At 65.9% G+C, this 19383-nt stretch carries 18 protein-coding genes; 9 read left to right on the top strand and 9 right to left on the bottom strand.

All coding sequences use genetic code 11. The features are described from left to right. Positions 1 to 3: 3 nt before the first annotated feature. Together FCN77_RS23560 and FCN77_RS23555 are read left to right on the top strand one after the other, a co-directional pair. A complete protein-coding gene (locus FCN77_RS23560; RefSeq protein ID WP_137324229.1) occupies positions 4 to 930 on the top strand; it encodes an amino acid ABC transporter permease in 927 nt (308 codons plus the stop codon). Continuing rightward, positions 927 to 1709 carry an amino acid ABC transporter ATP-binding protein gene (locus FCN77_RS23555; protein ID WP_137324228.1) on the top strand — a complete coding sequence of 261 codons (783 nt, stop codon included), beginning with the start codon at positions 927 to 929 and terminating at the stop codon, positions 1707 to 1709. Before FCN77_RS23560 ends, FCN77_RS23555 begins: the two co-directional genes overlap by 4 nt. Before the next feature lie 84 nt (positions 1710 to 1793). On the opposite strand, the gene purM is transcribed toward FCN77_RS23555, so the two are convergent. The 5 genes from purM to uraD all read right to left on the bottom strand — a co-directional run bounded on the left by purM (position 1794) and on the right by uraD (position 5964). Then, positions 1794 to 2963 (bottom strand): phosphoribosylformylglycinamidine cyclo-ligase, encoded by a 1170-nt coding sequence (gene purM, locus FCN77_RS23550; protein ID WP_137324227.1) that lies wholly within the window; start codon positions 2961 to 2963, stop codon positions 1794 to 1796. Beyond that, positions 2960 to 4615 (bottom strand): amidophosphoribosyltransferase, encoded by a 1656-nt coding sequence (gene purF / locus FCN77_RS23545; protein ID WP_137324226.1) that lies wholly within the window; start codon positions 4613 to 4615, stop codon positions 2960 to 2962. The genes purM and purF overlap by 4 nt, the downstream gene beginning before the upstream one ends. Before the next feature lie 47 nt (positions 4616 to 4662). Beyond that, complete coding sequence (locus FCN77_RS23540; RefSeq protein WP_137324225.1) at positions 4663 to 5013, bottom strand: hypothetical protein; 351 nt, start codon at positions 5011 to 5013, stop codon at positions 4663 to 4665. 115 nt (positions 5014 to 5128) lie between these two features. Then, a complete protein-coding gene (gene uraH / locus FCN77_RS23535) occupies positions 5129 to 5470 on the bottom strand; it encodes a hydroxyisourate hydrolase (protein WP_137324224.1) in 342 nt (113 codons plus the stop codon). Then, the gene (uraD, locus tag FCN77_RS23530) at positions 5467 to 5964 is read right to left on the bottom strand and encodes a 2-oxo-4-hydroxy-4-carboxy-5-ureidoimidazoline decarboxylase (protein WP_137324223.1); all 498 of its coding nucleotides are present in this window, start codon (positions 5962 to 5964) and stop codon (positions 5467 to 5469) included. The genes uraH and uraD overlap by 4 nt, the downstream gene beginning before the upstream one ends. A gap of 280 nt (positions 5965 to 6244) precedes the next feature. Here uraD and FCN77_RS23525 point away from each other — a divergent pair, with 280 nt between their 5' ends. The 3 genes from FCN77_RS23525 to opgC (FCN77_RS27220) are packed head-to-tail and all read left to right on the top strand — an operon-like array spanning position 6245 to position 9305. After that, entirely contained in the window at positions 6245 to 6742 is a 498-nt protein-coding gene (locus FCN77_RS23525) for a histidine kinase dimerization/phospho-acceptor domain-containing protein (protein WP_254678723.1), read from the top strand. Beyond that, positions 6739 to 8565, top strand: a complete 1827-nt coding sequence (gene opgC / locus FCN77_RS23520; RefSeq protein WP_254678722.1) for an OpgC domain-containing protein — start codon at positions 6739 to 6741, stop codon at positions 8563 to 8565. The genes FCN77_RS23525 and opgC (FCN77_RS23520) overlap by 4 nt, the downstream gene beginning before the upstream one ends. Next, positions 8562 to 9305: an OpgC domain-containing protein gene (opgC, locus tag FCN77_RS27220; RefSeq protein ID WP_254678721.1), complete on the top strand. Its 744-nt coding sequence runs from the start codon at positions 8562 to 8564 to the stop codon at positions 9303 to 9305. Before opgC (FCN77_RS23520) ends, opgC (FCN77_RS27220) begins: the two co-directional genes overlap by 4 nt. A gap of 94 nt (positions 9306 to 9399) precedes the next feature. Here opgC (FCN77_RS27220) and FCN77_RS23515 read toward each other — a convergent pair whose 3' ends face one another. The 3 genes from FCN77_RS23515 to FCN77_RS23505 form a co-directional block, all read right to left on the bottom strand. Next, complete coding sequence (locus tag FCN77_RS23515; RefSeq protein ID WP_137324221.1) at positions 9400 to 10203, bottom strand: IclR family transcriptional regulator; 804 nt, start codon at positions 10201 to 10203, stop codon at positions 9400 to 9402. Positions 10204 to 10291: 88 nt separating this feature from the next. Beyond that, on the bottom strand, positions 10292 to 11548 hold the full coding sequence (locus tag FCN77_RS23510) for an aminopeptidase P family protein (RefSeq protein ID WP_137324220.1): 1257 nt from the start codon (positions 11546 to 11548) through the stop codon (positions 10292 to 10294). 91 nt (positions 11549 to 11639) lie between these two features. Beyond that, complete coding sequence (locus FCN77_RS23505; protein ID WP_254678720.1) at positions 11640 to 13070, bottom strand: MFS transporter; 1431 nt, start codon at positions 13068 to 13070, stop codon at positions 11640 to 11642. Positions 13071 to 13469: 399 nt separating this feature from the next. Between FCN77_RS23505 and FCN77_RS23500 the strand changes: the two genes are divergently transcribed. Genes FCN77_RS23500 through FCN77_RS23485 form a run of 4 tightly spaced genes read left to right on the top strand, consistent with a single transcriptional unit; the run spans position 13470 to position 17980 of the window. Continuing rightward, the gene (locus tag FCN77_RS23500) at positions 13470 to 13784 is read left to right on the top strand and encodes a hypothetical protein (RefSeq protein WP_368074300.1); all 315 of its coding nucleotides are present in this window, start codon (positions 13470 to 13472) and stop codon (positions 13782 to 13784) included. Positions 13785 to 13843: 59 nt separating this feature from the next. After that, the gene (locus FCN77_RS23495) at positions 13844 to 14968 is read left to right on the top strand and encodes an S-(hydroxymethyl)mycothiol dehydrogenase (RefSeq protein ID WP_137324219.1); all 1125 of its coding nucleotides are present in this window, start codon (positions 13844 to 13846) and stop codon (positions 14966 to 14968) included. After that, positions 14965 to 15585 carry an MBL fold metallo-hydrolase gene (locus tag FCN77_RS23490; protein WP_137324218.1) on the top strand — a complete coding sequence of 207 codons (621 nt, stop codon included), beginning with the start codon at positions 14965 to 14967 and terminating at the stop codon, positions 15583 to 15585. The genes FCN77_RS23495 and FCN77_RS23490 overlap by 4 nt, the downstream gene beginning before the upstream one ends. Positions 15586 to 15595: 10 nt before the next feature. Continuing rightward, the gene (locus FCN77_RS23485; RefSeq protein ID WP_137324217.1) at positions 15596 to 17980 is read left to right on the top strand and encodes an FdhF/YdeP family oxidoreductase; all 2385 of its coding nucleotides are present in this window, start codon (positions 15596 to 15598) and stop codon (positions 17978 to 17980) included. On the opposite strand, the gene FCN77_RS23480 is transcribed toward FCN77_RS23485, so the two are convergent. After that, positions 17977 to 19326 carry an alpha-amylase family protein gene (locus FCN77_RS23480; RefSeq protein ID WP_137324216.1) on the bottom strand — a complete coding sequence of 450 codons (1350 nt, stop codon included), beginning with the start codon at positions 19324 to 19326 and terminating at the stop codon, positions 17977 to 17979. The genes FCN77_RS23485 and FCN77_RS23480 overlap by 4 nt on opposite strands. Between the last annotated feature and the right edge of the window lie 57 nt (positions 19327 to 19383).

The raw sequence follows: 19383 nt of genomic DNA, 5'->3' as shown, positions 1-19383 counted from the left end.
ACGATGAGCATTCCAAAGACCGCCAGCGCCAGGGGAGAGTACACCGTGGTTACGGCCCGGCACCCATGGCGCTGGGTCGCCGCAGCGGCGGTCGCCGCCGTCGTCCTTCTCGTTCTTGCCTCAGCCGTGACGAACCCGCGCTTCGGTTGGGACAAAGTGGCCCTGTACTTCCGGGACACCACAATCGTCAACGGCATTGGCATCACGCTGATGCTGACCCTCGTCTGCATGGCAGTGGGCGTTGCCCTGGGCGTCATCCTGGCCGTAATGCAGCTCTCCGCCAATCCGGTGGTCAAGACTTCAGCCGGCATGTATGTGACGATCTTCCGCGGCACTCCTGTGCTGGTGCAGCTGCTGTTCTGGTTCAATCTGTCAGCGCTGTATCCCGAAATCACGTTCGGTATCCCGGGCGTCAGCCTGGATGCCAATCAGCTGATCACACCGCTGGCCGCGGCAATCCTGGGCCTGGGCCTCAACGAAGCGGCCTACATGTCGGAGATCGTCCGTGCCGGGATCCAGTCCATTGACCAGGGCCAGGGCGAGGCTGCCGGCGCCCTGGGAATGTCCCGCCTGCAGACCCTGTTCCGGGTGATCCTGCCGCAGGCCATGCGGGTGATCATCCCGCCCACCGGCAACGAGTTCATCGGAATGCTGAAAATGACATCACTGGTCAGCGTCATCGCCGTCCCGGAACTGCTCTATTCAGCGCAGATCATCTACTCAAAGAACCTCCAGGTGGTGCCGCTGCTGCTCGTGGCCAGCATCTGGTACATCATTTTCACCACCGTGTTCAGCGTTGGCCAGGGCTACGTGGAACGGCGTTTCTCCCGCGGTACCTCCCGGTCCTTGCCGCCGTCCGCGGCCGAGCGCCTGCGTCGTTTCTTCAGGGTCCACTCCCCACAAGCCTCAGGAAGGGGCAGCCAATCATGACAACCGGGACAGCAGAACAAAAGCCGCTGGTGCGCGCCGAGGACGTCCGAAAGAGCTTCGGCAACAACGAGGTCCTCAAAGGCATCGATCTTGAAATCCGGCGCGGCGAAGTGGTCTGTATCATCGGCGCGTCCGGATCGGGAAAGAGTACCTTCCTGCGGTGCGTGAACCATCTGGAAAAGATCGACGGCGGGCTGCTCCGCGTGGAGGACCGGGTGGTGGGCTACCGCCTCAAGGGCCACAAGCTGCACGAGCAGTCCCACAACGAGATCTGCGCCGACCGGGCCGGCATCGGCATGGTCTTCCAGCATTTCAACCTCTTCCCGCACATGACCGTCCTCGAAAACCTCATGGAAGCCCCGCTGAGGGTGCTCAGGCAGCGGAAGGACGAGGTCCGGCGTCGGGCCCTCGGACTCCTGGAGGAGGTGGGGCTGGCAGAGAAGGCGCAGGCCTATCCTCGCCATCTCTCGGGCGGGCAGCAGCAGCGTGTGGCGATCGCCCGTGCGCTTTGCATGGAACCGAAGCTGATGCTCTTTGACGAGCCCACGTCCGCCCTGGATCCGGAACTCGTCGGCGAGGTCCTGCGCGTCATGAAAAACCTTGCCCGGACCGGCATGACGATGATTGTGGTCACGCACGAAATGGGGTTCGCCAGGGATGTGGCTGACCGTGTGGTGTTTATGCACGGTGGACGCATCCTTGAAGAAGGTCCAGCTGAAGCGGTCATCAACCATCCGCAGCACGAACGGACGCGCGCCTTTCTGTCCGCCGTACTTTAGGTCTTAAACGACGAGTGCTCCGTAACTGCCGTTTTCAGGTCTCGAAACGGCGGTTGCGGAGCACTCGATGAGGTTTAGGAACCCTTAGGCGTAGGCGTTCACCAGTCGGACTGCGCCGCCGTCAACACCCTTGGCACCCTGGACGTAGTCCGGGCCGGTCTTGACGATGGAGTCCGAGTTCTCTTCGACGGTGCCCATGATCCAGGAGGGCAGGCCGCGGTCGTTCAGACGGTTCACGGCGGCGTCGGCGGCCTCGGGGGAGACGATTGCCACCATGCCCACGCCGAGGTTCAGCGTGCGCTCGAGGTCGGCCAGCGGCACATTGCCCAGTTCCGAGACCAGTTTGAAGATGGCAGGCAGTTCCCACGTGGCGCGGTCCACCGTGGCAATGAGGCCCTGCGGGAGAACACGGGCCAGGTTGGCCGCGAGGCCTCCGCCGGTGACGTGGCTGAAGCCGTGCACGGCCTTGCCGGCTGCGGAGCCGCTCACCGGGAAGGTGCGTGCCAGGTCCAGGCAGTCGGCGGCGTAGACGCGGGTCGGTTCCAGGAGCTCCTCGCCCAGGGTGCGGCCGAGTTCGGAGACTTGGCGGTCCAGGGCCCACCCGGCGTGGTTGATGACGCGGCGGACCAGGGAGTAGCCGTTGGAGTGCAGGCCGGAGGAGGCCATGCCGATCACAACGTCGCCGGCACGGACACGGTCCGGGCCGAGCAGCTCGGAGGCCTCGACAACACCGGTGGCGGCACCGGCGACGTCGTACTCGTGCTCGCCCAGCAGGCCCGGGTGCTCGGCGGTTTCGCCGCCCACCAGGGCGGTGCCGGCCACGGAGCAGGCGGCCGCGATGCCGCGGACGATGTCCGCGATGCGCTCGGGGACCACCTTGCCGCAGGCGATGTAGTCGGTCATGTAGAGCGGCTCGGCGCCTACCACTACGATGTCGTCAACCACCATGCCCACCAGGTCGAAACCGATGGTGTCGTGGATGTCCATGGCCTGGGCGATGGCCACCTTGGTGCCTACGCCGTCCGTGGACGTGGCCAGCAGCGGGCGCTTGTAGGTGAGGAGCTTCGAGACGTCGTAGAGCCCGGCGAAGCCGCCAACGCCCCCGATCACCGAGGAATTGTGGGTGGCCTTGACGGCGTCCTTCATCAGTTCAACGGCGCGGTCACCCGCTTCGACGTCGACGCCGGCGGAGGCGTATGTGATGCCGCGGGCTGTCTCTGAGGCGTTGCCGGCGGCGGGTGATGCGGAAGTCATACGGACTCTTTCTTGTCAGCGGTCAGACGGTCGGCGTCGGTCAGCAGGTTTTCGAACTCGGCGTCCGGTCCCGGATCGCAGCCCGTGGCGCCGGGCTTTCCGGCCGGGTCCTCGGCGGTGTCGACAGCCGCGGCGGTGGCGGCTCCAGCGGCGGTTCCCGCGGTTCCTGCAACGGGCAGGCCGCCGAGGTCGGTGCGTTCCAGCAGGTTCTTGCCGAGCTTGTCCGCGCCGGGAAGTTCGATCGGGTACTTGCCGGTGAAGCAGGCAGTGCAGAGGCGTTCGCGAGGCTGCCGGGTGGCGTCGATCATGCCGTCTTCGGAGATGTAGGCCAGCGAGTCGGCGCCGATGGCCTGGGAGATTTCCTCGATGGTGGCGCCGTTGGCGATCAGTTCCGCGCGGGAGGCGAAGTCGATGCCGTAGAAGCAGGGCCACTGCACGGGCGGGGAGGAAATCTTTACATGGACGGACGCGGCGCCGGCTTCGCGGAGCATCCGGACGATGGCACGCTGCGTGTTGCCGCGGACGATTGAGTCATCCACCACCACAACGCGCTTGCCGCGGATCACGGACTCAAGGGCGTTGAGCTTGAGCCGGATGCCCAGCTGGCGCAGCGTCTGCGAGGGCTGGATGAACGTGCGGCCCACGTAGGAGTTCTTGACGAAGCCGTGCGCGAAGGGAATGCCGGATTCCTCGGCGTAACCCACGGCTGCGGGAGTGCCGGATTCGGGAACCGGAATGACGAGGTCCGCTTCCTGGGTGTTTTCGCGGGCCAGCTGGCGGCCCATCTCCACGCGGGATTCGTACACGGAGCGTCCCGCGATGGCGGCGTCCGGACGGGCGAGGTACACGTACTCGAAAACGCAACCCGCCGGCGTCGGTTCCGCAAAGCGCTGGGACCGCACGCCATCCTCGTCGATGGCGATGAATTCGCCGGGTTCGATTTCGCGGATGAAGCTGGCGCCCACCGTGGCCAGGGCGGACTGCTCGGAAGCGACCACCCAGCCTCGCTCCAGCCGGCCGAGGACCAGCGGACGGATGCCGTAGGTGTCGCGAGCGGCGTAGAGGGTGCCTTCGTCCATAAAGACGAAGCAGAAGCCGCCCTTGATCTTGGGCAGCAGTTCAATGGCGGTCTGTTCGAGGGACTTCCCCTCTTCGCCCTCCAGCAGTGCGGTGACCAGGGCGGTGTCCGAGGTGTTGCCCTGCTTCATTTCGCCGCTGAGCTGGCCGCCGTTGCGCTCAATGATCATGGCATTGAGCTCGGCAGTGTTGGTGAGGTTGCCGTTGTGGGCCAGGGCCACGGTGCCCGTGGCGGTGGCGCCAAGCGTGGGCTGGGCATTGGCCCAGTGGCTGGCGCCGGTAGTGGAATAGCGGCAGTGGCCGACGGCCAGGTGCCCGGTCAGGGTGTTCAGCGTGGTCTCGTCGAAGACCTGGGATACGAGGCCCATGTCCTTATAGACGTTGATCCGCTTGCCGTCGCTGGTTGCTATGCCAGCCGACTCCTGACCGCGGTGCTGCAATGCATACAGCCCGTAATAGGTGAGTTTTGCTACTTCTTCACCTGGTGCCCAGACCCCGAAGACGCCGCAAGCGTCCTGGGGGCCTTTTTCGCCAGGGAGAAGATCATGAGAAAGTTTTCCATCGCCGCGTGCCACTGGTCGATTATCTCACGTGATGGGGTAGGAGTTTTCCGGCTGCCCGTTTATGACTGCTGGCCGGCAACCGGGCCGCCGCCGTCGCCGTCGTCCGGACCGGTGCCGGACTCTGAGTCCTGAAGGGCTTCGACGACGGCGTGTTCGGTGCGGCGGACGCTGAGCCGGTCCAGCAGGAGGGCAACGATGGCGCCTAAAACCACGCCGCCGGCGCCGCAAAGGACCATGAAGAACCCGAAGACGGAACTGGGATCGTAACTCGCGTCTCCCGGCAGCGCATATGCGATGACCGCCGCCACGATGATGCCCACGAGCCCGCCCAGTATGAGGAACGGCACGTATTTGGGCGCGCGACGGACGGTAATCTCGCGGCGCTCGGCGGGGGTGTCTTCAGAAGCCATGCCTTCTAGCCTACTGCCCCGGGTTTTTGTCCACATAATGCGCCTTTAAGGCGCGTTTGGGCTCGATATGTGGACAAAAACTCATCTTGGGCGGTGGTGGGACGTCCCGGTGGCGTTAGCTGCCGCGGTAGGTCGAGTAGGCGAACGGGCTCAGCAGCAGCGGCACGTGGTAGTGCTCGCCCGCGTCGGACACAGCGAACACCAGGTCCACCTCCGGGAAGAAGGTGGCCGTGCCCAGGCCGTCGTAATAAGTCCCTGTGTCGAAGTTCAGCCGGTACGTCCCTGCTGGCAGAAGCGCAGGGCCAAGGTCCTTCGCCCTCCCGTCTGCATCGGTGGTTCCGGCAGCAACGAGGTTCCAGCCGGCGCCGGCGCGCGCGTAAAGAACGACGGCGACGCCGGCAGCCGGGCGCCCGGCCCCCGTGTCCAGAATGTGCGTGGTCACCTGTGAAACGGTCATTCGCTGATCACTCCTTCAAGCCTGAGCAGGGCGATTTCGCGCAGCTGCTGGGCCACAATTGCGTCTTCCTGGTCGGGGGTGTGCGTAAGGCGTTCGTGCAGCGCGGCCAGGATTTCGGGGGCGGTGCGCCCTGCGGCGCGGATCAGGAAGACCCGTCCGAATCTTTCCTCGTAGGCGCGGTTACCTTCGGCCAGCGCGGTGCTCACGTCCTGGTCCGCGGGATCCACGCCGGCCTGCTCCGAACGGGACATGGACGCCTCGGTGGTGGCGGCCGTGGGGCGTTCGCCGATGCGCGGGTGGTGCGCCATGGCGGACTCCACCTCGTCCGGTGTGAACGGGGCGGCGGCGTCGCGGGCGAAGGCCAGCAAGGCCTGGCTGCTGGCGAACGGACGGGCGTCCGCGATCTGGTCCACCCAGCGCTGGACATCGATACAGGGGCGAAGCGCGGCGGTGACTTCCGCGCGGTCCGCCCCGTTGAATACGGCAAGCTCCATGCTTGATCATCCCTCGTGCAAATGCTGCCATCCATGGCGTCGGCTATGCGGATATGGGGTATGCCCCCGCTGCAGGAACAGCGCTGTGGACTTTTACCGCAGCACTGCCTGCATTCCACATCATGGAACTGTTATTTCAGCATGCGTAATAGTTAACCGGAAATTTGCCGGTGGTGTCAAGAGACTACCGCACCCAGGCCGGGGGCGATCCGCTCCGCTAGACTCCTGCTGGGGGACTGCGGCGCCTAGCCGGCTGTCCTGAATGCGGGGAGGGACTCCAGTGGCTCGAGCAGATGGGTGCATCCTTTTTAATGCTGACCTGAAACTTGGGCACAGCAACCGCAAGCTCGCGGAATTCGCCGGGCGGGTCAGCCACGACCTTCGCATCCCGTTGACCACCATCCTGGGCTATGTGGAACTGAGCGAAGACGACGCCGACGTCCTTCCGGACAGCCCGGCGGCCGGGTACCTGCAGCGCATCGGCGGCAGCGGGCTGCGGATGCTGGGCATGCTCGATGACGTCCTCCGATACTCCCGGGTGGGAGGTACCCTGCGTCGGCAGTCCGTGTCCCTCCAGGGCGCCGGGGCAGAGGCGGTCAGCGACCTGGGCGACGGGTTCGGCTGCTGTGCCGCGCTGGAATCCGCGGACGCGGAACTGCTGGGACTCCCGACGTGCGTGCGGATCGTGAAGTCACACGGGGGGAGAACTCGTAATCACGGAAACCCCCGGAGGCGAAACGACGGTTTCAGCTTTCTTCCCGAACGGCGGCCGGGATGACGCCGCCTAGGGCGACTCTTCGGACCGCAGCGCTGCTGCTGGTTCTTCTGGTTTTCCTGCCGGCCGGCGCCGCCCGGGCTGCCGTGGCCGGTGGTTCCGGCGGCCTTCCGTTGGCCGCCCGGGAAACCGGCCCAACGGCGCTCCCCGGCTTCCCGGCGTCGAACATCAACGGTGGTGAGGACCTCGGCGCCTCCCTTGGAAAACCGCTTCTGGGCGGCGTCCTTGAGTGGGGCGAGGATGACGCCGCCGGGTTCGCCGGGCGGCTGCAGGCCGCGCCGTCGGTCCTTGGCCACGACGTATCCTTTCCCATCAAGGCGGCCGAAAAGGGCTATCTGCGGGAGTTCCTCGGGCAGAGCGCCGCGGCAGGTGCGCACGCCCTGGTGACCGTTAACCCCACGGTGCCGTTGGCGGAAGTCACTGCTGCCGGCGCCGCGGATTTTGCCGGACAGCTCGAACAGCTGGCTGCCGGTTTCCCCGGAAAGCTGCTGATCCGCTTCGCCCCGGACATGAATGCCAGCTGGGTGTCCTGGGGCCAGCAGCCCGGGGCGTTCGTGCCTGCGTACCGCGCCATGGCCCAGGCCTTCGAGTCGAAAAGCAACGCAGTTATGGTGTGGCAGCCGTTCCAGGGCAGGGACTATCCCTTCACCAGGAACCGGAACGCCCCGGCGCCCGGCACGCAAGGCTTCGCCGTGCTGGACACGAACTCGGACGGCGCCTGGAACGGATCGGATGCGCCGTACGCGCCCTATTACCCGGGCGACGACGTCGTGGACTGGGTGGGCCTGACGGCGCTGCACGATGACACGGCTGGCGGAGCCGCCGTCAATTCGCTGCCGGACGACGGCGAATTCGCCGCCATGCTGAGGGGAACCGCCCCGGGTGCAGCGTCCGGAAGCGTCGGCGGTTCGGCGGGACCCGCCGTCGGCGACGCGAACTTCTACGACTCCTACGCCACGCAGCGCAACAAACCCCTGCTGCTCCAAACGGCGGCGTACTACAGCCCGTCTGCGGGCGGCCCCGCGGAGACCGAGATCAAGTCAAGCTGGTGGAAGCAGGTGTTGGGTGAGGCCGCACCGGGCAAGTCGGAGCGGATCGCGGCCGTCGTCTGGGACGAAAAAACGGACGTCGGTGACGCCGGCAACACCATCATCGACTGGCGGCTCACGAGGAACGCGGCCCTGGCGGCCACGGCAGGCCAGGCTGTGCGGGAGTCCACGCTGGTGACCGGTCCTGTCACCAAAACCGTGCAGGGGCGGGGCGGGCCACTGTCCGGCAACGCGCTCAGCGGCGTCTCAGCCGGGATTGCGGCGGCGGCACTGCTCGTCGGCGCGTGCCTGCTGTGGCTGGTGCCTGTGCGCTTGCGCTCCGCGAAGGCCTGGCTGTATTCGGGCAAGACGTCGCGGGACTCCCGGGTGGACCTGATGCGCGGCTTCGCCATCGTGCTCGTGGTGGTGAACCACGTGGGCATGACATCCCTTTTCCAGCTGTTCACCCAGGAAGCCGTCGGCTTTGTGTCCGGCGCCGAGCTGTTCGTGCTGCTGTCCGGGCTGGTGCTTGGGATGGTCTACGGGCCCAAGGCGCAGGACGGCCTTGGCCAAGTGGCCGAGAAAACCAGCCGGCGGGCAGGAAAGCTTTACGTTACGGCACTGGCGGTTGTTGTCCTGGTATTTCTCATCAGCCTCATCCCGGCTTTCAATTCGGACGCGTTGACCACGTTCACGGACCAGGGGACGGGCGGTGCCGGAAGGTCGGGAACGGGACGCACGTACGACCTCTACGCCGGCATGCAGGGTCTGCTGCAATTCCCGGTGTCCGGGCCGTGATTCCGGCGGTGCTGCTCCTGCAGTTCGGTCCCTGGCAGTTCAATGTCATGGGCCTGTACGTGATCATGCTGCTGATCAGCCCGCTCATCCTGCTGGCACTGACCCGCGGCAAAGTGGTGTGGGTCCTGGCCGCCACCACCGCCGTGTATGTCGTGGGCACCGTGTTCCGGTTCAGGATCCTGCCGTCGCAGTTCGAGGATTCCTTCCCGCTGCTGGTGTGGCAGGTCCTCTTCGTGCTGGGCCTGGTGGGCGGCTATTACCGCCGGACCATCGTGGCCTGGCTCTCCGGGCACCGCTGGGCGGTAGGAGTGTGCGCCGCCGTCACCATGGCGTTCGCGGTGATGTCCTGGGGCAACCCGTATCTCGCCAATGAGTTCGACGTCCGGCTTGTCCTGACTTCGGATGCGAACTACCGGGCCATCTACGACCGATTCTTCGGTCGGACATATCTGGAACCTGGCCGGCTGCTCAACGTCCTGGCCCTGCTGGTGACCGTTTACGCGTTCCTCACTGCGTACTGGAAACCCATTGAACGCGCGGTGGGCTGGCTGCTGATACCCCTGGGGCAGTGCACGCTGTACGTGTTCATCATGCACGTGGTGCTGATCGCCGTCGTGGCCAACATTCCCGCGCTGCAGCAGGGAAACGTCTGGCTGAACACGGCGGCCTATGCGGCCATCGTGGCGCTTCTCTGGGTGATGGTTCGGACGCGGTTCCTGTTCCGCGTCGTCCCCACCTGACGCTCCCTCACTTCCGGTCGCGTGAATCCGCCGCGTGGAAACGTTCGGGAAGTGAGAGAGCGTTGGGTGGAAACGCGCGGAAGGTGAGAGAGCGTCAGGCGGGGGCCGCGCCGCCGAGTCGTGCCGTGATGCGGTCCGCGGCCGCCTTGCAGGATTCGCCGAGACTTTGGAGCGTGTCCGGGGAGACACGGAACCGGGGTGCCGGGATGAGGACGGCCGCCACGATGTCGCCGCGGTGGTCGAAGACCGGGGCCGCCAGGCCCACCTCGTCCAGTGAGGACTCGCCGTAGTTGATGGCCCAGCCGCGTTTGGCGACGTCGCCGAGCCGGATCAGGTAGGCCTCGAGGCTGGTGTCGTCCAGGCCCGGATAGGTGATTTCGCCGCTGCGGAGCAGCACCCGGACGCGCTCGGCCTGTTCGGCGGCGAGGAAGACCTGCACGGAGGCGCTTAGGGCGTCGTTGTACCGGGCGCCAAGCGGGGTGGTGTGTTTGATCTGATGGTGGCTGGCGATCTGCTCAACGCACATGGACTCGGAACCGTTCCACACCATCAGAGCGCTGGTTTCGCCCGTCTGCTCTGCCAGTTCGCGCAGCACGGGGTACGCCACACGCCTTTCTTCGAGCTCGGCGAGCAGCGGCCCGGCGACGGCGATCAGGCCCAGGCCCAGGCGGAAGCGGCGGGTTTCCGGATCGCGCTCCACGAGGTGTTCCTGTTCGAACGTAGCCAGGATGCGCGAAACGGTGCTTTTGTGCAGGCCAATGCGGTTGGCGATCTCGGTAACGCCGAGCAGCGGCTCGTTCGCGGTAAAACTGCGCAGCACGGCGATCGCGTTGACAATGACGGAGGTGCCCTTGGTGTCGCCGTTGCTGCCGGTTTCGGTTGCTTCTGCAGAGGTCATGGTGTCCACCATCATTCCGTATGTGAGCCGGAAAGCGGCGCCACGGAGTACGTGGCGCCGCTTCGCGGTGAAGGCAGATATGGTGCTGTCATGCCCCGATGATGTTGTATTCCGGGCCGAACGGGAACTTGGTGATGTTCTCGGCGCCGTCTTCGCCGACTACCAGGATGTCGTGCTCGCGGTAGCCGCCGGCACCGGGCTGGCCGTCCAGGACCGTGATCATCGGCTCCATCGAAACCACCATGCCCGGTTCCAGCACCGTGTCGATGTCCTCGCGGAGCTCCAGCCCGGCTTCCCGGCCGTAGTAGTGGCTGAGGACGCCGAAGGAGTGCCCGTAGCCGAAGGTCCGGTTCGCCAGGAGTCCGTGGCCCACGTAGATCTCGTTCAGTTCGGCGGCAATGTCCTGGCAGACGGCGCCGGGCTTGATGAGTTCAAGGCCGCGCTTGTGGACCTCCACGTTGATGTTCCACAGTTCCAGGGAGCGGGCATCCGGTTCGCCGTAAAACAGGGTGCGTTCCAGCGCCGTGTAGTACCCCGAGGTCATGGGGAAGCAGTTCAGCGACAGGATGTCGTGTTCCTGGATCTTGCGGGTGGTGGCCCAGTTGTGCGCGCCGTCGGTGTTGATGCCGGACTGGAACCACACCCAGGTGTCGCGGATTTCCGAGTCCGGGAACGTGCGGGCGATTTCGTGGACCATCGCTTCGGTTCCGATCAGCGCCACCTCGTACTCGGTGACGCCGGCCGTGATGGCATTGCGGATGGCCTCGCCGCCGAGGTCGCCGATGCGCGCCCCGTGCTTGATGACCTCGATCTCCTCGGCGGACTTGATCATCCGCTGGCGCATGGCCGCCTGGGCCACATCAACCAGCGTTGCCGATGCGAAGGCGACCTGGAACTTGTTGCGGTTGTCCAGCGGCAGCGAGTCGTCCTCGACGCCGATCCGGCGGGCATTGATGCCGCGGGTGCGCAGCACTTCCTGGATAGCGTGGATGTAGTTGTCGCGGCGCCAGTCCGTGTAGACAATGTTGTCGCCATAGCTGCGGCGCCACGGCATGCCGGCGTCGATGTTTGCCGTCACGGTGACGGTGTCGTCCTTCGTGACCACCATGGCGTACGAGCGGCCGAAGTAGGTGAACAGGAAGTCGGAGTAGTACTTGATCGAGTGGTAGCTGGTCAGGACGACGGCGTCCAGGTCCTTCTCGGCCATGATGCGGCGCAGGCCGGACAACCGGCGTTCGAACTCCGTGCCGGAGAATGTCAGCCGGACCCTTTCGCCGTTGTTGAGGACCTTCAGGCGGTCCAGCTTGGCGACATCGTTGACGGCCTCGGTTTCGATGGTGGTCATGGGTTCGTACCTTTCGTTAGTGCTGAATTGAGTGAGGAAAGTGTGTGGTGACCCGCCGGAGGCAGGTTGAGGGGGCAGCGCAGGAAGGTGTTCAGTCCTGGCTGAGTGGCTTCTTGGACGTCTCGGCGGCGAACAGGACGGCGACCAGGGAGACGACCGACGCGGCGACCAGGTACCAGCCCGGGGCCACCTTGCTTTGCGTGAGGCCGATGAGGAGCGTGGCCATGAACGGGGCCGTACCGCCGAAGAGCGCGTTCGAGAGGTTGAAGCTGACGGCGAACCCGCTGTAGCGGACGCGGGTGGGGAAGAGCTCCGCCAGGAAGCTTGGGAGGGTGCCGTCGTTGAGCGTCAGCATGCCGCCCAGCAGGATCTGGACCACGACGATGACCAGGAAATTGCCGGTGTCCAGCAGCATGAAGGCCGGGACGGTCAGCAGGATAAAGAGCACTGAGGCAGTGATCAGCATGCGTTTGCGGCCGAACCTGTCCGAGGCGATGCCCGTCAGGAAGATGAAGCCGATGTAGCTGGCCAGGGCGATGGTGGTGGCAAGGAAGGATTCCGCTGCGCCGAAGCCAAGTTCCTCCGAGAGGTACGTGGGCATGTAGCTGAGGATCACGTAGAACCCGACGGCGTTCAGCAGCACAGCGCCGGTGGCAATGATCAGCTGCTTGCGGTATGTCCGGAACATTGCGAAGACCGGGGTCTTGACTGTGTGGTCCTCGGCGGCAAGTGCCTGGAACGCTGGGGTGTCTTCAAGCTTGGTGCGGATATAGCGGCCGATCAGGCCCATGGGCGCTGCGAGCAGGAACGGCAGCCGCCAGCCCCACTCGTGCAGCTGCTCGGTGGTGAGGACGGTGCTCAGGAGTGCCGCAATCAGGGAGCCGAGCAGGAGGCCGGCCGCCGTGCTGGCCGGAACGACGGCGGCGTAGAGGCCGCGCTTGTTGGCAGGGGCGTACTCCACCAGAAAGGCCGAAGCGCCGGCGTATTCCCCGGCGGCGGAGAAGCCCTGGACGATCCTGACGAGGAGGAGAAGGATCGGCGCCATCACACCGATGCTGGCGTACCCCGGGATCAGTGCGATGCAGAACGTCGATACGGACATGATGACGATGGAAAGCGACAGTGCTTTCCGCCGGCCCAGGCGATCGCCGATGTGTCCCCAGAAGAATCCGCCGAGGGGCCGGACGAAGAACGAGACTGCGAAGACGCCGAAGGTGGCCAACAGGGCCGCCTGCCGGTCGGCCTCCGGGAAGAAGACCGACGAGATGGTGGCGGCCAGGTAGCCGTAGACGGCGTAGTCGAACCACTCGACAAAATTGCCGATGAAGCTGGCCGTGACCACCCGGCGGCGCGTTTCCCTGCTGATGCCACCGCTGATGCCACCGCTGACATCACCGCCGCTGGCCGGGTCCACGCGGCCGCTCAACGTGGTGTGTCCGGAGGATGTACTGCCATGCCGGCTATTCGACTCCGGGCTGGTCGGTCCCGCAATAGTGACGGGGGAGGAAGTTTCGTTACTCATGTATCCACCAAGTGTTTTGGAGTTGCATTCAGCGCAACGCTGTTGCACCAGATTAGGCGTGACATGCAACACAGTCAATGCCTTTTCGCTTCCCGTTTGTAAATTCCTCAAGGGGGTCCATAGTGGATCTGGGACCAGGCTGCACTCGCGTCGTTGCACTGCTCGGGACGCGGTTGCATTATTGATGCACATCTAAACATCCATGGGTGGTCCAGGAATGCCGCGCTGCTGGCACCTATTGACACCCCCGTGTGACGGCTGACATATTTTCCAGTACGCGCTATGTGCATCGTGTTGTGTAATACGCAATTCAACAGGCCTTGTATCCGCAGGCCGGCTTCTCGATCAAGGAAAGGCCGGGCGTTGCCACGCCGGGTCCGCACGACGTACAAGGAGGCTTTGCACAATGACAGAGAACGACCCCTGGGACCTGTTCATTCAGATGCCGCCCGGCCTGACCTTCCCCAGCGGGAATCCCTCCACGACTGGCGCTACGAGTCGGATCCGGAGCCGCACATGGGCGGCCACCGGGTTGCCCATGCCCGCGGCGAGGTCCTCAGCGTGCTGGAACCTGGTCCGGCAACCCCGCTGTTCCAAGCCTTCTTCAAAGCAGCACAGGAATCCGGCTTCCCGCCGACCGACCACGTGAACGGCTGCCCTGAACGGGGCATCGAGCCGCTGGACGAAGATTTGGAACCGCAACGAGTCAGCTAGATTGGCAACGGGCGCCGTTGCCAAAGAGCCCCCGGGCTCAGGAAAGGAACACAGGAATCATGGTTCACAAAGTCAAGGCCGTCATTGCCAAGGAAAAGAACGCACCGGTCTCGGTCGAGACCATCCTGGTGCCGGATCCCGGACCGGGTGAGGCCCTGGTGGACATCCTCACCTGCGGCGTCTGCCACACGGACCTGCACTACAAACAGGGCGGAATCACCGACGATTTCCCCATCCTGCTGGGCCACGAAGCCACCGGCGTGGTCAGCGCCGTCGGACCGGACGTCACCGAAGTGGCTCCCGGCGACCGGGTGATCCTGAACTGGCGTGCCGTGTGCGGCGAATGCCGCGCCTGCGCCAAGGGCCAGCCGCAGTACTGCTTCAACACGCACAACGCCACCCAGAAGATGACGCTCGAGGACGGCACCGAACTCTCTCCCGCGCTGGGCATCGGCGCCTTCGCCGAGAAGACGCTGGTGGCCGCCGGGCAGTGCACCAAGGTTGACGAGGACGCCGATCCCGCCGCCGTCGGGCTGCTTGGCTGCGGCGTGATGGCAGGCATCGGCGCCGCCATCAACACCGGCGAGGTCAAGCGCGGCGAATCCGTGGCCGTGATTGGCTGCGGCGGCGTGGGCATCGCCGCCATCGCCGGCGCGAAGCTGGCCGGCGCCACCACGATCATCGCCGTCGACATCGACGCCAACAAGGTGGAAATGGCCAAGTCCCTCGGCGCCACCCACGGAGTCGATTCCAGCAAGGAAGACCCGGTCGAAGCCATCCGGGCGCTGACCGGCGGCAACGGTGCCGACGTCGTGATCGAGGCGGTGGGCCGCCCCGAAACGTACAAGCAGGCGTTCTACGCCCGGGACCTCGCCGGCCGAGTGGTGCTGGTGGGCGTCCCGACGCCGGAGATGCTGCTCGAGCTGCCGCTGCTGGATGTCTTTGGCCGCGGCGGGTCGCTGAAGTCCTCCTGGTACGGCGACTGCCTGCCCTCCCGGGACTTCCCGATGCTGGTGGCGCAGTACAAGCTGGGCAACCTGGACCTGGATGCCTTCGTGACCGAGCGCATCACCATCGACCAGGTGGAGGAGGCCTTTGGCAAGATGCACGAGGGCAAGGTGCTGCGTTCCGTGGTGGAGGTCCAGTCCGTCGAAGACATCCAGCCGACGGTGGCGTCCGCATGAGTGTCACCATCGAGAACCTCGTCACCTCCGGCACTTTTTCGCTCGACGGCGGCACCTGGGATGTGGACAACAACGTCTGGATCGTGGGGAACGAGGACGAATGCGTGATCATCGATTCCCCGCATGACGCCGAAGCGATCATCAGGCAGGTACGCGGCCGGAAAGTCCTGGCCATCCTGCTCACCCACGCGCACAACGACCACATCGGTGCGGCGCGTGCCGTGGCGGAGGCCGTGAAGGCGCCGATCCACCTGCACCCTGACGACCTGGTGCTGTGGGAACAGGTCTACCCGGACGTCAAACCGGACCGCTATCTTGCTGACGGCGACGTGTTCCAGGTGGGCGGGGCCACCCTGCGGGCCATTCACACACCGGGCCATTCGCCGGGGTCCACATGCTTCCACCTTGAGAACGAAGGGACGGTATTCACGGGGGACACGCTGTTCAACGGCGGCCCGGGCGCCACGGGCAGGTCCTACAGCGATTACCCGACCATCCTCGCCTCGATCCGGGAGCGGCTGCTGACCTTGCCGGCCAGGACTGTGGTGCGCACCGGGCACGGGGACAACACCACCATCGGAGCGGAGCGGGAGACGCTGGCCAAGGTCACCGCATGAAAGGCGTCCCCTGAAGTTCGGCAGGCAGCCGGCCCCCGTCGCGGACATCAACGAGGACGAGCTGGAGGTCCACGCGCCGAAGACCCAAGCGGCCGGCGTCAAGGCCGTGATGGTGGCTCTGGAGCGCGCCGTGGCCCAGGCCGGGGTGTCCCGGACGGCGCAGTCGCTGCTGCGCCTGAACCAGCGCGGCGGTTTCGACTGCCCGGGCTGCGCCTGGCCGGAAACGGACAAGAAGCGCAAGGTCGCCGAGTTCTGCGAGAACGGCGCCAAAGCGGTGGCGGAGGAGAACACCCTGCGAACCGTCGGGGCCGAGTTCTGGGCCAAACATTCCATTGCCGAACTCTCGGGGAAGACCGAGTACTGGCTGGGCAACCAGGGCCGGCTGAGCGAACCGGTGGTGATCCGCGAAGGGGAAACCCACTATTCGCCGATCTCCTGGGCGGAGGCGTTCGAGCTGATCGGCGAGCACATCCGGGCCAGCCTGCCGGACCGCTGCGTCTTTTACACTTCGGGGCGCACGGCCAACGAGACAGCGTTCATGTACCAGCTGTTCGCGCGGGCCCTGGGCACCAACAACCTGCCGGACTGTTCCAACATGTGCCACGAGTCCTCGGGCTCCGCGCTGAACCCGACCATCGGCATCGGCAAAGGGACCGTCTCGCTGGACGACATCCACGACTCGGAGCTCATCTTCGTGGTGGGGCAGAACCCGGGCACCAACCACCCCCGGATGCTCTCGGCGCTGAAGGAATGCAAGGACAAGGGCGGCAAGGTGGTGGCGGTGAACCCGCTGCCCGAAGCCGGACTGTTCAACTTCAAGGACCCGCAGACCTTCTCCGGGGTGGTCGGAAACGGCACACCGCTGGCCGACGAGTACCTGCAGATCAAGGTGGGCGGGGACCTGGCGCTGTTCCAGGCCCTGGGCCACCTGCTGCTGGCGGAGGAAGAGCGGAACCCCGGCACCGTCGTCGACCGTTCCTTCGTCGAGGCGCAGACGGACGGCTTCGATGCCTACCGCAACGCACGCCGGGAGCTGGACTGGGAGGAGACCGAGAAGGCGACCGGCCTGGCCCGGCAGCAGATCGAGAACGTGGCCGGAATGCTGATCCGGTCCAGGGCGACGATCTTCTGCTGGGCCTTGGGCGTGACGCAGCAGCCGCACTCGGTGGACACCATCAAGGAAATGGTCAACGTCCTGCTCCTGCAGGGCAACTTCGGCAAGCCCGGCGCGGGGGCCTGCCCGGTCCGCGGGCACTCCAACGTCCAGGGCGACCGGACCATGGGCATCTGGGAGAAACCGAAGGAATGGCTGCTCGAAGCCCTGGACAAGGAATTTGGGATCACGTCGCCGCGCCCCCACGGCTTCGATGCCGTGGAGGCCATGGAGGCCTTCGAACGGAACGACGTGGACGTTTTTGTATCCATGGGCGGGAACTTCTCGCTGGCCTGCTCCGACACCGAGGCCCTGGAAGCGGGGATGCAGCGGATCGGCCTGACCGTGCACGTCTCCACCAAGCCGAACCGTTCCCACGTGGTGCACGGACGCACCTCGCTGATCCTGCCCACGCTGGGCCGGACGGACAAGGACGACAAGCACCCCGGCGGCGCCCAGTTCCTGTCCGTGGAGGACTCCATGTCCGTGGTCCACTCGACGCAGGGCAGGCTGCAGCCGGTCTCCGAGCACCTGCTCGCCGAGCCGGTGATCATCGCCCGGATGGCCGACGCCACCTTCGGCGAGGACCATCCGGTGGACTGGAAGGCCATGGCCGGGGACTACGACGTGGTCCGCGATCATATCTCGCGCGTCATTCCGGGCTTCGAGGACTTCAACGCCCGGGTCCGGAGCAGGAACGGCTTTGTGCTGCCCAACCCGCCGCGGGACACCCGGTCCTTCAAGACGGACATCGGCCGTGGCCGGTTCACGGTCAGCGCGCTGGAATACCTGACTCCGCCGGACGGCCACCTGGTCCTGCAGACCATCCGCAGCCACGACCAGTACAACACCACGTTCTACGGCCTGGATGACCGGTACCGCGGGATCTCGGACGGGCGCCGGGTGATCCTGGTGCACCCGGAGGACCTGGCCGAGCTTGGTTTCCGGGACCGTGACCTGGTGGACGTGGTGAGCACGTTCCGGGGTCACGACCGGCAGGCGGACAAGTTCCGGCTGGTGGCCTACCCGACAGCGAAGGGCTGCGCCGCGGCCTACTTCCCCGAGGCCAACGCCTTGGTCCACAAGGAAAACGTGGCACGGGAATCCAACACCCCCGGATTCAAAGCCATGTTCGTCCGCTTCGTCCCCCACCCCGCGGAGGCTGCGGCGGCCGGCGCGCTGGAGACGGCCTCAGCGGATGCCCTTGCGGAGCGCACCGAGGCAACCGCCGCGGCGGGCTAGCCGCTGCCAAGGACCGCCCACCCGTAGCCGGGCAGCCCCACCGCGTCGCGTTCCGGATGCCGGTGGGCCCGCCCGGCCAGCAGTGCCCCGGACCCGGACGGTACGGGCAGGTCCACCGGCTTGCCGGTAAGGTTCAGCGCGACTGTCAGCGCACCGCCGTCGCCTGCACTACCGTCGCCATGGGCTTCGTAGACGAGGTGCTCGTTGCTGAGCGTCAGGACCTTGGTGCGGGCGCCGTGCAGCCAGGCGTGCCGGCGGCGGAGGCTGATCAGTTCCTGGTGCAGGTGGTACACCGGCCAGCCGGACCCTGCCAGTTCCGCGGGGCCGGCGGGGAACGCGGGACGGACAGCGTCGTCTCCTCCGGCGCGGTCCTCCTTGATGCCGCGGAAGGCCTGCTCATCGCCGTAGTAGATGCTCGGCGTCCCGCCCACAGTCAGCAGGACCGTGAGCGCAAGGGCCAGCTGGTCCGGGTTGTCCAGTTTGCTGGCCAGGCGGGTGACGTCGTGGTTGCCCAAGAACGTCAGCGGCACGAACCTGTCCAGGAAGCCGTTGTGCCGCTCGAGCGCGGAGGCGAGCTCGTAGAAGTTGGCATCGTTGAGCGAGCTCCAGACGGCCTTCCACAGTTCGTACTGTGTGACCGAATCCAGGGTGCTCCGCTCCACCTCGTCGGCGAAATCGCCGTGGATGTACTCGCCTACGAAGTAGGAATCCGGATATTCGCGGCGCACCTCGGCCAGCACCGGCGCCCAGAACGACGCCGGCACGGCGTAGGCCGCGTCCAGCCGCCAGCCGTCCGCGCCGCGGCCCAGCCAGTGCTTCATCACGTCCGTGACCAGGGCAGCGACCCCGGGATCGTCGTGGTTGAGCGCCACCAGGTGATGGTGGCCCTCGAAGTCGTCGTAGCCGGGTTCAGCGCCCGGCGCCCACCCGGAGTCCGGCCACTGCAGGCGGAACCAGGATGCGGCGGGCGTCGTGGGTCCGTCGGCGAGCACCCCCTGGAAGGGCCCGAAGCTGCGGCCCACGTGGTTGAAGACGCCGTCCAGCAGGACCTTCAGTCCCCGGGCGTGGCACTGCGCGATCAGTTCGTCAAAGTCCGCGTCATCACCCAGCCGCGGGTCGATGCGGAAGTAGTCCGTGGTGTCGTAGCCGTGGGTCTCCGAGGCGAAGACGGGCCCCAACGCGAGGCCGGAAGCTCCGAGTTCAAGGACGTAATCGAGCCAGGGAACCAGCTGGCCCAGCCGATGGACCACTGGCCGGCCCGCCCCTGCCGTAGGCTCCGCGCCCACGAAGCCGATCGGATAGACCTGCCACCAGATAGCGTGTTGGACCCAGTCCGGCTCCGTCATTGAGATCCACCTTTCGTCGGCTTCCCAACATACTCCGTAAGCCCTGTGGCTGGGTCT

Origin of the sequence: Arthrobacter sp. 24S4-2, from assembly GCF_005280255.1 — a bacterium.
Taxonomy (GTDB): Bacteria; Actinomycetota; Actinomycetes; order Actinomycetales; family Micrococcaceae; genus Arthrobacter.
This window is presented reverse-complemented; position numbering and strand designations above follow the sequence as displayed.

What these genes read in the sequence shown, in the direction of transcription:
- FCN77_RS23560 (WP_137324229.1), top strand. Translation starts at nt 4, where the DNA reads ATGAGCATTCCAAAGACCGCCAGCGCCAGGGGAGAGTACACCGTGGTT.
- FCN77_RS23555 (WP_137324228.1), top strand. Translation starts at nt 927, where the DNA reads ATGACAACCGGGACAGCAGAACAAAAGCCGCTGGTGCGCGCCGAGGAC.
- purM (WP_137324227.1), bottom strand. Translation starts at nt 2,963, where the DNA reads ATGACTTCCGCATCACCCGCCGCCGGCAACGCCTCAGAGACAGCCCGC.
- FCN77_RS23540 (WP_137324225.1), bottom strand. Translation starts at nt 5,013, where the DNA reads ATGGCTTCTGAAGACACCCCCGCCGAGCGCCGCGAGATTACCGTCCGT.
- uraH (WP_137324224.1), bottom strand. Translation starts at nt 5,470, where the DNA reads ATGACCGTTTCACAGGTGACCACGCACATTCTGGACACGGGGGCCGGG.
- uraD (WP_137324223.1), bottom strand. Translation starts at nt 5,964, where the DNA reads ATGGAGCTTGCCGTATTCAACGGGGCGGACCGCGCGGAAGTCACCGCC.
- opgC (WP_254678722.1), top strand. Translation starts at nt 6,739, where the DNA reads ATGACGCCGCCTAGGGCGACTCTTCGGACCGCAGCGCTGCTGCTGGTT.
- FCN77_RS23515 (WP_137324221.1), bottom strand. Translation starts at nt 10,203, where the DNA reads ATGACCTCTGCAGAAGCAACCGAAACCGGCAGCAACGGCGACACCAAG.
- FCN77_RS23510 (WP_137324220.1), bottom strand. Translation starts at nt 11,548, where the DNA reads ATGACCACCATCGAAACCGAGGCCGTCAACGATGTCGCCAAGCTGGAC.
- FCN77_RS23505 (WP_254678720.1), bottom strand. Translation starts at nt 13,070, where the DNA reads ATGAGTAACGAAACTTCCTCCCCCGTCACTATTGCGGGACCGACCAGC.
- FCN77_RS23495 (WP_137324219.1), top strand. Translation starts at nt 13,844, where the DNA reads ATGGTTCACAAAGTCAAGGCCGTCATTGCCAAGGAAAAGAACGCACCG.
- FCN77_RS23490 (WP_137324218.1), top strand. Translation starts at nt 14,965, where the DNA reads ATGAGTGTCACCATCGAGAACCTCGTCACCTCCGGCACTTTTTCGCTC.
- FCN77_RS23480 (WP_137324216.1), bottom strand. Translation starts at nt 19,326, where the DNA reads ATGACGGAGCCGGACTGGGTCCAACACGCTATCTGGTGGCAGGTCTAT.